Origin of the sequence: Nostoc flagelliforme FACHB-838 (assembly GCF_014698065.1) — a bacterium.
In the GTDB taxonomy this organism is placed as follows: Bacteria; Cyanobacteriota; Cyanobacteriia; order Cyanobacteriales; family Nostocaceae; genus Nostoc; species Nostoc flagelliforme_B.
On record NZ_JACJSI010000144.1, the window covers coordinates 1 to 15,401 of the forward strand.

The window sequence follows — 15,401 nt, forward strand, 5'->3', positions numbered from 1 at the left end:
CCCGATTCCACTAAAAGTGATACCAACGAAAATTCCTTAAGTTGCATTAGCTGGATGCGTTTTCAAGTACAACTCTCAATCTACCTGTTTTTGGGCTTAACCGAAAAGTATTGGCGGCTGTTAGCCAAATGATGTTCGGCGTAATCATACCGTAGGTATTCCTAACTAGATGAACAAAAATATTTATAGTCATTGCGAGCGATCGCAATGACATTGTGTAATTAATTCGGTCTATTTAACTTTTGGAGTGAATGATTGCTCAATCATCACAAGTTCGTCATCTTTTCGCTCTAGCCTGTATCAGTATCGTTCTGTTAATGCTACATTACTACCAGGTTTTTTCTGTCCTGACTTGTAACAGCCCTAAGTACAAAGTTTTGTCAAAATAGGTTAGACGGGGCGAATCTGTTGCTCAAACCTTGCCTTTGATAGATGTCATAAAAAACTGAAAAGGGCATAACCTAAGTTATGTAAATTTGATTACAGCGCTCAGGGTTACTTCTACAAGCAAACATTTTCATGAGAATTCTGTTGGTTGAGGACGATGATTTGCTTGCTCAAGCTGTAGCAAGATATCTTACCAAACAAAATTATGTAGTTGATATTGCTGCTGATGGTGAAGCCGGTTGGGAATTGGTTAATGTCTGTAACTATGACCTGATTTTATTAGATATTGTTTTGCCAAAGCTAGATGGCATAAGTCTTTGTCGGCAATTACGCCAGTCAGGTTATCAAATGCTGATTCTTCTTTTAACAGCAAAAGAGACTAAAACTGATAAAGTTATCGGTTTAGATGCCGGAGCAGATGATTATGTAGTCAAACCATTTGATTTTCAAGAGTTATCAGCTCGTATTCGTGCTTTATTACGTCGGGGAAATACTTCTTTACCTCCAGTTTTGGAATGGGGAGCCTTGCGTCTTGATCCTAGTACTTGTGAAGTGACTTATGCAGACATTTCTCTAAATTTAACAGCAAAAGAATTTAGTCTTTTAGACCTTTTTTTACGCAACAACCAGCGCATTTTTAGCCGGAGTGCCATTGTAGATCAACTTTGGAGCGCTGAAAAAGATCCACCTGAAGAAAATACGATTAAATCTCATATCAAAAGTTTACGGCAAAAGCTAAAAGTAGCAGGTGCTAACTATGATTTTATAGAAACTATCTATGGAATGGGTTATCGTTTAAAAGCTCTAGATCATGAGCAAAGTTGCCCGAAACCTGAGCCGGAAATAGATTTAAAGCAGCAGCAAATTCTACTAACAGCCATTGCTCAAGAGCGGGAAAATTTCAAAGCTAAGGTTGGTTCGCGCATTGCAGAATTGAAACTAGCAGCTGATGCTTTAAGAAAAGGTACGCTTGACGCTCAATTGCGGCAAAAAGCAGAGCAAGAAGCTCACAAGCTAGCTGGTTCCTTGGGTAGCTTTGGCTTTCCAAAAGGCTCGTTATTAGCCAATGAGATAGAAGATTTATTTCAAACTCAAAAATTTATTAGCCAAGCTAAATGTTTTTATTTAGATAAGCTCTTGATGGAGTTGCAACGAGATTTAGAAAAAACCCCAGTTGAGCAAACCCAAAATCTACTATTAGTAATTAGCAATGAGCAGCAAGTAGTTGAGGGATTGATAAAGGAGGCCCAGAATCATGAAATACAGGTTCAAATTGCTACTAATCTCACTACCGCCAGAAGTATAATCTCATCTTTAAATCCCGATATAGTGCTACTTGATCTTGATATTGAGAAAGATAGCTTGAAATTAATAACAGAATTATCCCAGGGAACACTCCAAATACCTGTGTTAGTTTTTACAAATCGAAATAATTTTAGCGATGCCTACGGCGGGCTTCGTCTACGCCTAGAGGTTGCACGAGCTGGCGGACGTGCTTTTTTGCAAAAATCCATGCCTCCTAACGAAATTTTGGAGTCAGTGGCCCAAGTTTTACAGCAAACTCGTATTAATAAAGCGAGAATCATGGTTGTAGACGATGACCCACAGACATTAACTGTTATACAACAATCTTTAGAAGCTTTAGGACTTACTCTAAAAATTCTTGAAGATCCACGCTACTTCTGGGATATTCTGGCAGAATTTTCTCCAGATTTGCTAATTTTAGATGTGGAAATGCCTCATGTTAATGGCATTGAGCTTTGTCAGGTAGTACGTAACGATCCGTACTGGAAATTTTTACCAGTACTGTTTCTGGTTGATAATCTATCAGCAGATATTGTTGAGCAAATATTTGCAATCGGCGCTGATGATTGTGTGAGCAAAACTGCTAAAAAGTCACAAATAATCACTCGTATATTGAACTGTGTCAAACGAAGGTAACTAGTTAAAAACATAGCTTTAGTCAAGAAAAATAAACAAATATATGAATAACCCTCAACAACAGCCAACTAAAAAAACTTTCTGGAGTAAATTTAGTACTAGTACACTAGTTCGTTTCTTACTGTTTGCTGCTTGTGGTTGGGTATTAGTAAAAGTTTTTTGGTATTTCAAAGATGTAGTTTTTATATTTACCTTTGCGACAATTTTAGCAGTCATTCTTAACTATCCTATACGCTACCTGGAACGCTTCCTGAGGCGAGGTTTTGCCTTGGGTACAGTCATAACCATCAGTCTCTTAACAATCATTCTTCTATTTTTATTTGTTGGTAATATATTGATTACACAAATACAACAATTAGTAGGTTTGTTATTACAAATTGTTAGTTCTGTGAACAATCCCATTAATCAATTACAAAGTGCATTATCTACTCGAAATATTCCAATAAATTTAGAGGCAATAGAAACACAAATTCGCAACTGGTTTGTGTCTGCCATGAACATGATTTTAGGATTTTTGCCCAATCTATTAGAAAGTTATCTCGGATTTATCATTATTATTGTAGTTGCCTTTTTTCTACTGACTGATGGAGAAAAAGTCTGGGAACTTATTCTTAAGATAATTCCTCTTAATCAACGCGATCGTTTTGCAACAGCTATCCAGAAAAACTTCATCGGTTTTTTACGAGGTCAATTACTAATCTCATTAATTCTTAGTATTGCCACTTTTTTAGTTTTCGCAGTTTTTCATGTCCCATTCCCGTTTTTGCTAGCTATAACTGTGGGAGTTTTGGACCTGGTACCCGGTATCGGAGCTACACTAGGAATTAGCTTAGTTTCTTTAATTATCTTGATACAAAGTAGTTGGTTTGTTAGCATAAAAGTATTAACTTCTTGCATAGTTTTGCAACAAATTCAAGATAATTTCATAGCGCCTCGTATAATGCAAAGTACAGTTCACTTAAATCCCCTAGTGGTATTTTTTGCTCTTTTAGTTGGGACACAAATAGCTGGTTTATTAGGAGTATTTCTTTCTATACCCATTGCTGGAGTAATTGTGAGCTTACTAGAAATTGAAGAGTTGCAGGATAATTAGAATTTAGAATCTAATATTTAGTATTGATTTTGCGCGGCTTTGTTGCATGAATGAGGGAATCATCAACTTAAAAAAATTTTTGCACGGTTGCACTGCTGTACCCTTGGCTAAACTCTACGGAAAACAGCAGAGGTAATCCTTAGAGTTGTCGGGAAATAAAAGATGAGTGAGATAATGGTGGTCTGCAATTGGGATTTATTAAGCAGCCATCAAGTAGAAGTTCCATAATCCTGCGGCGGTCAGCATCAAGCGATCGTCAAAGTTTTCAATCCGATTGCGATAAATGACACTGACAGCGTTGTATCGCTTCACGCCAGAAAAAGCATTTTCACAAACTACACGGGATTGGCTCAATTGACGATTCTGGGCTTTTTGAAGGTCACTTAACTCACCGCCTTTGGGCTTTTTGTGCGGGAGACGTAGATTGTCATACTGCTTTTGTATGCCCTGAAAACCAGAGTTTACCTCAATCGGAATTTTACGCCTGTATACTGCCTGCAATGTCATCTTCGTCATGAAAGCGTTTGTGTGTAATTTGCCTTCTCGCGCCAAGCTTAAGATCAAGATGCGTTTGGTTTCATCAACCGCCGCTAGATGTTTTCGGGTATGACGTTTCTTTTTGCCGGAGTAGTTCTGTTTTTGTTGTTCAGCATCTTGAGGGCGGGCAATTGGGCGCTCTGTGCCATCAATCATTACCCGTTGGACTCCGGGAAACCGTGATAAAAATGCTTCAATGCTTTCGAGATGGCGCTCCGGTAGTGCCATCTTCTGACCCAAAACCGCTTCTAATATTGGCTGCAATCGATGCATCCACTCATGCGCTTGGGAGCAATGCATATCAAATAACAGTCCTGCCACATCGAAAGTCGGGTAACATTTGAAATAAAAAAGGATGAAAAACAATTTGTCTTGAGTTGTCAGCAACCGAGCTTTGCGTCCTCCGCCCAAGGCACGTTGACGAGGCTTGGTCTGTTGAGTCTCAAAGTATATGCTGCTAAAGCTGGGCAATAGAGCATCAAATGCTTTCCGGTTCAATCCAGTTAATGCCCGCAACAGTCGATCTTGCTTCAGCGCACCTTCAATATTCAGCATCATCCTTCCCTAACACTGCTGTTTATCCTCTCTTATTTCCCGACAACTCTTTTATATAGCGAGGTGTAGGGACACGGCATACCGTGCCGTGCCCCTACGGGTGTACTTAAAATTGAAACCCTAATAAATTCCAGTAAGCTAACAAGGGAATAAAAATCAATCCAGCGAGAGTAATCAAAGAGTAATGTAATCGCTTAATAAAAGACCAGGTATGATTTACCCAAGCTAATCCAGTAAACACAGCTAATACAAGTGCTAGAACGGTAGTTATCAATGGTAGGCAAAGTAATGCTACTACAATGCCAGGTACACCATACACAAGTTTCCATACACCTATAAGCCACAGAGACAAAGGCAAGCCAATCAAAAACAATAAATTGAGAGTACCAACCATACCAGCTACTACCCAAGCACTGCTAAACTTTTGCTCAACTATAAAAGACTTCCCTCTTAAGCGACGTATTAAAGGAACTATCAAACCAACAATAGAGGCTGACAGAAAAACAATTGCACAAAAGCCAACAATTCCTAGCTGTACCCATATAGTTCCATACCACGGTATCCGCTCATAAGCTCCAATCTTAGACCATAATGGATTGAAAACAAATGCAATATTTCCCCTGCTGTCTTCCCCAAAAGCAGTAAACGCATCATCTTCAACTCTATTAAATAACAGTGGTTCCACAGGAACTAATGTGTGCTTTGGAACACTTCCCAAGAAGAACAAACTAGGGGTACTAATCGTCAAAGTACCGTTTTCGCCTTTTTTGATATTAATATGTTTAAACGGTGCGGTTACCTTAGCAAAGGTGTCGCGGGGATACTCTAAATCACGGTAAGTACCAGTCAAGCGATTAAGTTGCTCCTCGGTAAGAGCAATAGGTTTAACAGGTGTAAGTTTATTGGCAACAGGAAAATAGCGGTCTAGAAACTGAGTTAGGAATTTGCCAGCCACCCCACTAAAGCTATTAGTGGCAATAAAAATGCCAATATTTTGCTCAGGCATTAAAGTCAGGGAGCTAAAATAACCCCGCAAACTTCCCAAATGTCCAATCACGCGAATATTGTTTTCCAAACGCTCACGAAAACTGTAGCCAGTACCTGGCAATTTGGGATGATGGGTGAAATGCTGCTTATGCATCAACTGCACAGTATCTTCTTCCAAAATGCGGGAGTTTTCGTAGCGACCGTATTGTAGATGGGCAATCATAAAATTAGCCATATCTGTAGCTGTCGTACTCATAGACGCAGCTGGAGCGATATTTAAATATAGATATGGCACAGCTTTGAACTGACCATTTTGATACTGATAACCCACAGCCAAATCATCAGCTAAAGGCTGTGGGGGTGGCTGGAGAAATGTACTCCGACCCATCTGCAACGGCTGCAAAATGTTTTTATCAATGTATTCAACAAAGGGAATACCGGAAACTTTTTCTACCAAATATCCCAACAAAGCTGTGCTATGGCTGGAGTAGCTGTAGAGTTTACCGGGCTGCCAGACAACAGGTGGCATATACTTACTTAGATAATCTCCCAATGGCTTCATTTGTGCTGCGGTACGAGCTGCCAAACCAATTCGCCGCTTCGTCGTACCGTCAGTGTGTGTCATCAACTGGGCAACTTTAGCTGGTTCAGGAAATGGATTTTCTAACTGGAAACTAGTGAGATATTTATTAATATCAGCATCCAAATCAAGCTTTCCCCGCTCGTACAATTGCATTGCTGCTGTAGCTGTAAATAACTTGGAAAGGGAAGCTACGCGAAACAAAGTTTTATCTATGACAACTGGTATATTTTTTTCTACGTTCGCGTAACCATAGCCCTTAGCAAAAAATAGTTTCCCATCTTTAACCACAGAAATGGCTGCGCCAGGAACATGAGACTTTGATATTTCTTCATTGATGATTTTGTCTACAAAGCCTTCAAATTCCTGGGGATTACTTAATCCCGGTGCAGTAGGAGATGTTATTACAGGCTGCTTTGGTTCAGTTGGTTGCTGCTGTTGAGGTTCTGAAAGCGGGAATTTGGGTACATTTACATCTCTAGCCAAGCTAGGCAAGCCGGACATCGAAAAAAATAGAATGCCTATCATTACCCAACAAATGAACTTAATTGGTTTATACATAATGCAAATTTCCTAACCTACTACTTAGATAAGTCTTAGCTGGTGAGGTTCCTACTGTATTACTTCAATAATCCCTGTTCAGGCTCTTTAATACTTTCAGGGCTTTCTTGAAATTGTTTGCTCAAGTTAAAGAATATTGAGCCAATCACGAAGATAGCTAAACTGACAAAAATCAATACGAAGGCACGTATCAATATATTACTGGGGCGTGGTTTTTGCATTTTTATGAGTACAGCCTTCAAGGGTTGCTTTTTTCAGATTAGTCTCTTATAAAACACCTAAATTCTGTCGCACGATAGATATATAGTTGGTCTTAAAAAATCAGTCTTTTAGTGGCTTTTTAAATATAGTGATACAGCTATTTTGAAGTAATTAAACTCAGAAAAAGAGCTGTAAATAACAAAAACTGGGGGCTGCTTGTGCGATTCGGACAATTAATCGGGTTTCTCGCTCTTGTTACATCTATTTACATTTTGAGTTAATGCTATTTTGGCAGGATTATTAGAATTTATCCCAAATGTTGGGCCAACCTTGAGTGTGATTCCGCCTGCACTGCTAGCATTAAATGAAGAACCTTGGAAAATCGCCGCTGTTATAGCTTTGTACTTTGGAATTCAGCAGGTTGAAAGTTTAGTTATAGTGCCTTTAGTAATGAAAAGCCAAGCATCTCTGCTGCCAGCAGTTACTTTGGTAGCAGTGGTATTTTTTGGCAGCTTTTTCGGATTTTTAGGTGTATTTCTCGCTGTTCCATTAGTAATTGTGTTTCAAACATGGATAAAAGAAGTTTTAGTTGAGGATGTACTCAACAACTGGCAAGAAAATAAAAAAGATAATCAAGAACAGGAAGTATCATCTGTGACCAATAGCAAGTCTGAATCATCTGTTGAAAAAATTTGAAAAGTCAAGTAGGTATTACCTACCTAACAAACTTATGACTGGATATTATTTGGGAATGGCAGTGGTTCAGGTTGTACTGTGAATTGTAAGTTTTGTGCATTGCGTAGGACTTGGATTTGTAAGTTATTTAAACCATTCTTTTCAATAATTTGCTGAACTTCTTCAAACGTAGTAACAGGTTGATTGTTAATTTGGAGAATAACATCTCCTGAGCGCAATCCAATTCTGGCAGCAGGAGAATTAGGAATAACGCGAATAATAAGAATTCCTTGCTCTGCTACAATGCGGACGTTACTGTTTGGATAATCCTTGACTCTTTTCTTCACTTGGGGTGTTAGTGTCACCATCTGAAGACCTAAGTAAGGATATTCTACTTTGCCTTGAGCAATTAATTGCTGGGCAATTCGTTGAGCTGTATCTATAGGAATGGCAAAGCCGATACCTTCAGCACCTTGGATAATTGCAGTGTTAACGCCTATGACTTGACCGCGAGCATTTAAGAGTGGCCCGCCTGAGTTTCCGGGATTAATTGCTGCGTCGGTTTGAATATAACTACTAGGTCTGCTGGAAAGATTTAAGGAGCGATTGATCGCACTAATAACACCTACTGTTACTGTTTGTTGTAAACCTAAAGGATTACCGATCGCAACTACCCACTGTCCTGGTCTTAAAGAATCGGGATTTGCTATTTCCACTGCTGGTAAGTTATTACCAGGAATTTGCACAACTGCAACATCGCTCACCGGATCTTGTCCTAGCACTTTGCCCTCAACAGTACGACCGTCAGAAAATGATACCGTCACCGTATCTGCATTGTTAACAACGTGAGCATTGGTGAGAATCCGCCCATTAGGATCAATGATAAAACCAGAGCCTACACCGCGCACTACTCGTTCTTGAGGCTGTGTTGGTACAGTGTCACCAAAAAAGCGCCGAAAGAATGGGTCATTTAATGTATCAGGTAACTGTGGTACTGCGCTTTTGATAGTTCGGGAAGTATTAATTTGAACTACAGCTGGTTCTACTTTTTCGACAACTTCAACCACAAAATTGTTGTCCTCAGCAGTTGGTGTTAGAGGGCGCGAACTTTGATTTTGTGTCTCCTTAACTGTCGGAGAAGGAAGAATTGAAGGACGAACTTTTCCAGAGAAATCTGTTGAACAGCTACTTAAAAATACTGCCGTTATGCTGATAAAAGGTAGCAGTAGATGAGTTGTTAGTTTCCGAGGCAAAAAATTATTTTTTGATGTCTTCATAGTTCTCTAAAGTATTAAATTTTATGTAATTTAAATGTATGTCTCAGTTTGCGAATGATTTGCCTCTGCATTACGACTTGTCCAATTTCGCAACGCCCAAAGACTAATTAAAGCTGCTAATACAGCCCCGAAAGAGTCCATCACTAAATCAATAATGGTGTCATCCAAGCTTTCAATTACTTGAGTATTGAGAATTTTACCAGCAGACCATTCTGTGACTTCCCACAAAGCACCAATAGCAATCCCAAAACTAGTAATTGTCACTAAATACAAAAGTGTATGATTCCGAAATATATTCAACATTGAACCATAGACTAAAAAACTAAGTGCTAGGGTAATTGCAAAAGTCGTATAAGCATGAACAATTTCGTCATAGGGGCCTGGCATACCAAAGAAATTCCATACCCAACCAGTAGCATTGAGCAATGCAGCCAACACAAACAAAAAATCAAATAAAGTGGGTAATTTATCATCTCGGATGACAAACACAAAGGATACAACCAGAAATAATGCAAGCCCCAAGGCATTTGACCACTTACCTTGAACTGCTGCGGCTATGACAAAAATTGTTAGTACAGCCTGTCCTATCCATGCGATAATTCGATAACCTTTCCAATTCAGATTTTTCATAATTACTAACTCAAAAATATTAACTTAAAACGCCATTTTTCTGGTTAATCCCAATTCTTATTAATGTAATTATTATTTAAATTTTTAATTACCTGATAATAACTCTCTTCTACATCTTTCCGGTCTTGTTCTTGGGAGAGTCCTTCACGGCTATCTTGTAAAATCATGTCAGCATGATGGCGCAGGCTTGCTTGATATTTAGAATTATTGGTGTAAGTAGCAATTACAGCTATAGCTTCTAACAAACGAATAGTTACTCCTGCATCCGACTTTCCATACTGCCGAATTTGGTTAAAAGCACGATTAACCAATCCTTGAAAATCGACTCCTTTAGTAATGAAGCGCAATTTTTTATTTTTATCGTAGCGATAGGGCGAAGGGAAATCTCTTTGAACTAAGTGGCACAGCCCTGCGCTAATTCGGTCAATACAGCGAATTGCAGTAAATGGGTCATTCACAGCAGGAGAGATGGCACGTAAGGCAATTTCTACTAACTGATTGATGGGAAATTCTACATCCTGCTGCTCTGTACGTTCTTTGCCCAAAATAAAGGCATCATTCATTTGTTTGATAAGTTTTTTATTTACTTTTTTTCCAGGAAAAACCAAGACTAAATCGCTACCTTGAATTAGAAATTTTCCCGGTCTAACCTTAAGGCGTATTAGCGAATTATGTTTACAAGCAATTTTCATCAATTCTTCGTCATCAATTGCTTGTAAATAACCAGTTCCATTCGCTCGAATTGGTAAAGCTTCCTTCTCAAAGGACATGGGAATTTCTTCAACTCCGAGACTATCTTCTGGTTCACCATACCCAATTTTTTTGGGGAATAGTCGGTCAATTGCTGAATGTAAATCCTCACTAACATTTTGGATTATGTGAGATGCCTGAATTATGGTTGAAGCATGATGGATAAAATAAATTAAAACACCAATGCTAATAATTGCCAGTAAAGTGCCGACTGTAACCGAAAGTTGTGGCACATACTTTTCGTATCCATCTCCCTCTCCATGAATTGTCCGCAATACGAGCAAGCAGTAAATAAATGTACTAATAAATGTGCCAAGTACAATTTGGTTACCTGTATCCTGCATAAAATTACGCAGAAGCCGCGGACCGAAATTAGAAGCAGCTAACTGAAGCGCCACAATTGTAATTGAAAAGGCTGTAGCAGCAACGCTAATCATCGAACCTGCAACCGATCCTAACAGCGATCGCGCCCCATCTGCTCCACCTGTATAAACCCACCAATAATCAATGTTTACCTTTCCTGTGCGGTCAAGATTAAGCATTGTAAAAGCTAAAGCAGTAGCTAGTACTGCCATAACTGCCGGTATGAACCAGTAACTTGAGTGGAGCTGATCCCACAGTTTGCTTATCTTGACATTTCTCATTGTTCGTTGATTTGAGAATCTACTTTACCGTTGTTATCTTCTGAGGAGCGTGCTTGAGCAAGTAACCTGAGTGAATCGCTGATGCGGCGAGGCTTTGGTACTTCACTTTTACCTGCTGGCCAACCTTCACGCTGACGGGAACGGTTTCCATCTGTCTCTTCTGTCTGGTCGTGGAACAGAATTTGTTGAGTTGGGAAGGGCAAATCGATGCCGTTTGCAACGAGCGTTTTCTTAATTGCAGTAATCACTTTATCCCGCGAAATAAGATTATCTGCGCGTCGTGGTGGATGAACCCACCAACGCACACGGATGTTAACAGTGCTTTCGGCAAGTTCCATTACTAGTACATCAGGAGCCGGATCTTTTAAAACTTCATTTACACTATGCATTGCATCTAGCATTAACTGCTTGGCACGGTCCATATCGTCGCCGTAGCCAATGCCGACATCATACTCTAATCGTCGGTTATCAAAGGCAGTGTTGACAGTCACAGAATTAGTAAATAATTCCGAGTTAGGAATGACAATTCGCCTACCATCATAAGTTCTGATTGTTGTTGCGCGTGTTTCAATATTTTCGACCGTTCCTTCAAAGCCTTTAAAAACAATTTGGTCATCAATTTGAAAAGGTTCAGTCAGCAAAATTAAAATTCCAGCTAAGAAATTTTGCAAAATATCGCGGAAAGCAAAACCAATTGCAACACCACTAATTCCCAAAAGTTGTATCAAATTACCAGCTTTAAATGTAGGAATAACAATGGAAAGGGCGATAAATAACCCAATCAAAATTGTTAGCCCTTGCGCTAACCTTCCTAGTACTAGTCCCAAATTTCGCGCAGAACGACGATTGCGAGTTAACCTCTTGACGAGTGCCTTAATTCTGCTAGCAATAAACAAAAAGATGATGAAGACTATTAACCCTAATAGAATGTTCGGTAGCAAAGCTATGAAACCATTTATCATGCTTTGAACCTTATCCCAAGCTGTCGAGATTTCTGCATTCATGAACTTTCCTCACTAAGTAATTTTTGCTAACGTTAACGCTCAGAATTTTGATGCAATAATTCTTGAATTTCCCCGCGCAATGCTGCGATTTCACTCTGAAGCATTTGAATCGATTTTGCTCCAGCTAACTCTGCTTTGTCATCATCGGCATCACGACCAATAAAAAACGTCGCCAGAGTTGCAGTGACATAGCCAAACACGGCAAACGCATATAGCGCTAAGAAAAAACAAAGCACCCGACCTTCGGGCGTTTTGGGCGAATAGTCAGAACCCATCGTTGTCATTAGCATTGCTGTCCACCAAAAAGCAGTACTGTAGCTGTGCAGCCCTGATTCCACAGGAACTTCGTTTTCAAATGTATACATCCCTGCTGCTCCTACTACAGTAAGGATCATTGTTAACGCCACAACATAACCAAACCCTCGACGGCTAATACTTGCTCCTAAAACCCGCATCCCTCGGTTAGCACGAGTCATAACTCGCAACAGTTGTAGCCCTCGCACAGCCCGTGCTGTTCTTAATACCCGTACCACCCGTATAATCCGAAAAGTACGCAGCGCTGGTAATACCAAAGAAATAGCTGTTAGCCAGTTGCTTTTGATATAGTCAGGTTTATGAGGAGCGATCGCTAGTTTAAGTAGAAAATCTAATATAAAAATAATCCAAATAGTGATGCTAAAGGCTTCCAGTAAAGAGTTTAATCCCCAGATGATCTCAATGATGAATAGTGCTAGCCATACAAAGCCCAGCACTAGCATTGGAATTTCTAGCCAATCTTCCAACTGTTGCAAGACTTCATTACGTTCTTTTTCTAGGGCTTGTTTTTCTGAAAGCTTTGAACTACTCATAAATGGTCTTATTGTTTACTAGCAGGTGTTTCTAGCACGTTGACATCAACTAAAGGTGTCACATTTAAGTCCTGTTTCAATAATTGGGTTTGAATTGATTGAGTGAGGCGTAAGCGTATTTCTTCACTAGACGCTGTAACTCCCGGTTGACGCTGCACATAAACAACAGATAGCAGGGTATTTTGCCCTTCAATATTGGATTGTGTAAAGCGCACATTCGACTCGACTAATTTTGCTAAACCAACTTGCTTCACACTTTTCTGAACTTGGGCGTTAGCACGTTGGGCAAGGCTAGAGCGTTGTAGATTAGGAGAGTTAGAGAACTGCCAAGTTAGTAAACCTGCCAATGCGATGACAGTGATCACCAAGGCAGAAAAGAATACCCGTTTTTTACCACGCCCATAGCGAGTTCCTTGAGCAGACAGCCCGAATACTCGGAACAAGAGTGCTGCTGAAAAATTAATACCGCATAATTGCAAAAACAGTAAGAATAGCTCCGAAATTACCATGTCCCATCTGCCAATTGCACTTGCCATACCCACAATTCCCGCAGGTGGAGCTAAAGAAGCGGCAACTAACATTCCCGTTGCTGCCCCAGATACTAAACTACTCCGTTCTGACTGCACCAAGTTGAGCGCCCCTGCGGCTCCGGCTGCCAATGGCAAAAGTACTGCGACTGCTGAAACCTGGCTGCTTTCTACCATTAAACTGGTGGGAATTTCTTGCCGTAATATCAGGCTAAGTAGCCAAGTGGTGGCAATTGTGACTGCTAAAGCGGCAAAATATCGTAAAATACTCCGTCCTAGGAGTTTGCGATCACCCCATGCAGTAGCGATCGCTGTATTCATTGCTGGACCTGCAAACGGTGCTATCAGCATTGCCGCCACTAGCAAGTAAGCTGTACTAGTATATAAGCCAATCCAGACTACAAAGCCTGCCAGTGCTGCATAACTAAGAAAACCTGGCCAAGAGCCAACACTTTGCAAACCAGAAAGAAAAATCTCAATCGGACTGCGTTCTTCCACATCTACAACTTGTTGCGCCGCTTCTGATGCAGGGGGTTGCAGAGTCATCACACCAGTTGGTATGAGCGTAATTTGTACTTTGGGCAAGTCTTGCAACTTCTCCAAAACTTTACCAACTTCTCCATTAGAAACATGAACAATCACTACATCAATCGGTTCTTCTGCATTTGCTTCAAATCGAGCTAGATTTGTGCCGTTATGAGATTTGGCAATATCGATAACAGCTTTTCCATTTCCCCGTGGTACTTGGATAATGAGTTGACGCATTTTACCCTCCTGTCGCTAACCATCGTGCGTTTTCAGACAATAACTCTACTACCCAAGGAAAGACTTTTTTAAAGATGCATCTCATATTCAATTAACACTTGATTTTTGTCCGTAAAATGGGTACATAGTAAAATAACTGCTACTTAAGGTAGCGAAAAAGTTATATAAGGAAAATTTCACTAATTTATCGTTTGAGACTTAGATTAAATCTAAATAGTGGAAAAGCCGTGGAGAACTCCGCTATATTTTTCTTCTCGAAAGCAAGCTTTAGATTTTATTACTTAGATTTATACCAGTCCTAAATCATTCGTGAAAATTATACTCTTTATTCTTTCTTTCCTTGACGTGCTACCCTGTCGGAAGCCACTCCGTGTCTATGCATCCTTCTCTAAGGGGACGCTGCGCGTTGGCGGAAGCCTCTCGCAGAGAAGGCGGTTTGTTCCCTAATCTATATTTTTCACAACTAAAATAAGATTGCTATAAAATTATTGGCGTTGCTGAATCAAAGTATGAATTATGCGATGCCTGCGGCGGGCGTAGCCATCGCCTGAAGCTTGCGGGCACATAGCGCCCGCAGCACGTCTGTACCATACTTAAGATAATGTATAACTAATCGAATTGAATATCTAAGCATTTCCTCTGATTTAGAATAACAAAAAGTCTTACGATGCAATCGAGCTAAATAATGCCTTAAACGACTATTTTCTCCTTCCACTCTAGTCATGGTTTTACTAACAATATGGTCTTCATTACTAATAAAACAAGGGTAAACAGGATTTCCATCTGTCACATAAAAATAAGAATGCCAACAGCTTATAATCTGCCAGAGAACTTTAAAAGTTTCTGAGCTTCTATCGCCTAAAACCCAAGCTAAAATACCTGGAATATTTTTATTTACTGCTGTCCACAACCAAACTTTGTTTTTTTTACCGACAAAAGTTTCTAGCTCGTCTACTTGGGTAATTTCGGGTATTTCATCATAATCAGGACTATTGGGTAAAGATTTACCAGCCTTTTTTACCCAATTTATTATTGTTGTATGATGTACCTTCTTAGAGGATGTTTTAAAAGTCGAAGCGAGTTAAAAATTATGCCAGTCGCCTGACCATAATCCGGATCATCGCAATGTAAATAAAAGTCTCAGAGGTTTCTGGTAGTCGTTCATAATCTTTACTTAAACGTCGACACCAGTTAAGCCAACCAAAAGTTCGCTCAACAACCCAGCGCTTTGGTAAATGGACAAAACCTTTCTTTTCCAATGGTCGAAGCACAATTTCCACAATCCAGCGAAACATATCCATCACCCAACGCATAAATTCTTCACCACGGTATCCGCCGTCCATCCAAATAAGATTTAAACGTTTTACCTGACTGCCTGTATTGTGAACTCGGTTGAGAACTTTTTTCGCTCCTTCTCGTTCTGGAAGACTGGCTGAGGT

Annotated in this window: 11 protein-coding genes and 2 pseudogenes; 3 read left to right on the forward strand and 10 right to left on the reverse strand. The window is 39.9% G+C overall.

Going from position 1 to position 15,401, the window contains the following annotated elements; genetic code table 11:
- Positions 1-519: 519 nt before the first annotated feature.
- Entirely contained in the window at positions 520-2,328 is a 1,809-nt protein-coding gene (locus tag H6G97_RS33415; RefSeq protein WP_190944732.1) for a response regulator, read from the forward strand.
- A 43-nt stretch (positions 2,329-2,371) separates the two neighbouring features.
- Entirely contained in the window at positions 2,372-3,421 is a 1,050-nt protein-coding gene (locus H6G97_RS33420) for an AI-2E family transporter (protein ID WP_190944733.1), read from the forward strand.
- Between the two features lie 198 nt (positions 3,422-3,619).
- On the opposite strand, the gene H6G97_RS33425 is transcribed toward H6G97_RS33420, so the two are convergent.
- Together H6G97_RS33425 and H6G97_RS33430 are read right to left on the reverse strand one after the other, a co-directional pair.
- Positions 3,620-4,516, reverse strand: coding sequence for a transposase (locus H6G97_RS33425; RefSeq protein ID WP_242055562.1), 897 nt, complete (start codon positions 4,514-4,516; stop codon positions 3,620-3,622).
- Between the two features lie 103 nt (positions 4,517-4,619).
- A complete protein-coding gene (locus tag H6G97_RS33430; protein ID WP_242055564.1) occupies positions 4,620-6,641 on the reverse strand; it encodes a serine hydrolase domain-containing protein in 2,022 nt (673 codons plus the stop codon).
- 477 nt (positions 6,642-7,118) lie between these two features.
- On the opposite strand from H6G97_RS33430, the pseudogene H6G97_RS33435 reads away from it, so the two are divergent.
- Positions 7,119-7,538 (forward strand): annotated as a pseudogene (locus H6G97_RS33435) (AI-2E family transporter); the annotation flags it as partial.
- Between the two features lie 32 nt (positions 7,539-7,570).
- On the opposite strand, the gene H6G97_RS33440 reads toward H6G97_RS33435, so the two are convergent.
- The 8 genes and pseudogenes from H6G97_RS33440 to H6G97_RS33475 form a co-directional block, all read right to left on the reverse strand.
- The gene (locus tag H6G97_RS33440; RefSeq protein ID WP_190944734.1) at positions 7,571-8,794 is read right to left on the reverse strand and encodes an HhoA/HhoB/HtrA family serine endopeptidase; all 1,224 of its coding nucleotides are present in this window, start codon (positions 8,792-8,794) and stop codon (positions 7,571-7,573) included.
- 30 nt (positions 8,795-8,824) lie between these two features.
- Entirely contained in the window at positions 8,825-9,424 is a 600-nt protein-coding gene (locus H6G97_RS33445; RefSeq protein ID WP_190944735.1) for a DUF2238 domain-containing protein, read from the reverse strand.
- Positions 9,425-9,468: 44 nt separating this feature from the next.
- The gene (locus H6G97_RS33450; protein WP_190944736.1) at positions 9,469-10,818 is read right to left on the reverse strand and encodes a DUF2254 domain-containing protein; all 1,350 of its coding nucleotides are present in this window, start codon (positions 10,816-10,818) and stop codon (positions 9,469-9,471) included.
- Complete coding sequence (locus tag H6G97_RS33455; RefSeq protein ID WP_190944737.1) at positions 10,815-11,822, reverse strand: mechanosensitive ion channel family protein; 1,008 nt, start codon at positions 11,820-11,822, stop codon at positions 10,815-10,817. The genes H6G97_RS33450 and H6G97_RS33455 overlap by 4 nt, the downstream gene beginning before the upstream one ends.
- Before the next feature lie 32 nt (positions 11,823-11,854).
- Complete coding sequence (locus H6G97_RS33460; protein ID WP_190944738.1) at positions 11,855-12,670, reverse strand: ion transporter; 816 nt, start codon at positions 12,668-12,670, stop codon at positions 11,855-11,857.
- 8 nt (positions 12,671-12,678) lie between these two features.
- Entirely contained in the window at positions 12,679-13,962 is a 1,284-nt protein-coding gene (locus tag H6G97_RS33465) for a DUF389 domain-containing protein (RefSeq protein WP_190944739.1), read from the reverse strand.
- Positions 13,963-14,476: 514 nt separating this feature from the next.
- A pseudogene (locus H6G97_RS33470) lies at positions 14,477-15,016 on the reverse strand (IS1 family transposase); the annotation flags it as partial.
- A gap of 34 nt (positions 15,017-15,050) precedes the next feature.
- Positions 15,051-15,401 (reverse strand): transposase (locus tag H6G97_RS33475; RefSeq protein ID WP_190941080.1); only part of this gene is annotated, 351 nt, incomplete at its 5' end.

Excerpts from the sequence above, each read along its gene's own strand:
- H6G97_RS33455 (WP_190944737.1), bottom strand. The coding sequence starts at position 11,822 with ATGAATGCAGAAATCTCGACAGCTTGGGATAAGGTTCAAAGCATGATA.
- H6G97_RS33425 (WP_242055562.1), bottom strand. The coding sequence starts at position 4,516 with ATGATGCTGAATATTGAAGGTGCGCTGAAGCAAGATCGACTGTTGCGG.
- H6G97_RS33450 (WP_190944736.1), bottom strand. The coding sequence starts at position 10,818 with ATGAGAAATGTCAAGATAAGCAAACTGTGGGATCAGCTCCACTCAAGT.
- H6G97_RS33460 (WP_190944738.1), bottom strand. The coding sequence starts at position 12,670 with ATGAGTAGTTCAAAGCTTTCAGAAAAACAAGCCCTAGAAAAAGAACGT.
- H6G97_RS33420 (WP_190944733.1), top strand. The coding sequence starts at position 2,372 with ATGAATAACCCTCAACAACAGCCAACTAAAAAAACTTTCTGGAGTAAA.
- H6G97_RS33445 (WP_190944735.1), bottom strand. The coding sequence starts at position 9,424 with ATGAAAAATCTGAATTGGAAAGGTTATCGAATTATCGCATGGATAGGA.
- H6G97_RS33415 (WP_190944732.1), top strand. The coding sequence starts at position 520 with ATGAGAATTCTGTTGGTTGAGGACGATGATTTGCTTGCTCAAGCTGTA.
- H6G97_RS33430 (WP_242055564.1), bottom strand. The coding sequence starts at position 6,641 with ATGTATAAACCAATTAAGTTCATTTGTTGGGTAATGATAGGCATTCTA.
- H6G97_RS33440 (WP_190944734.1), bottom strand. The coding sequence starts at position 8,794 with ATGAAGACATCAAAAAATAATTTTTTGCCTCGGAAACTAACAACTCAT.
- H6G97_RS33465 (WP_190944739.1), bottom strand. The coding sequence starts at position 13,962 with ATGCGTCAACTCATTATCCAAGTACCACGGGGAAATGGAAAAGCTGTT.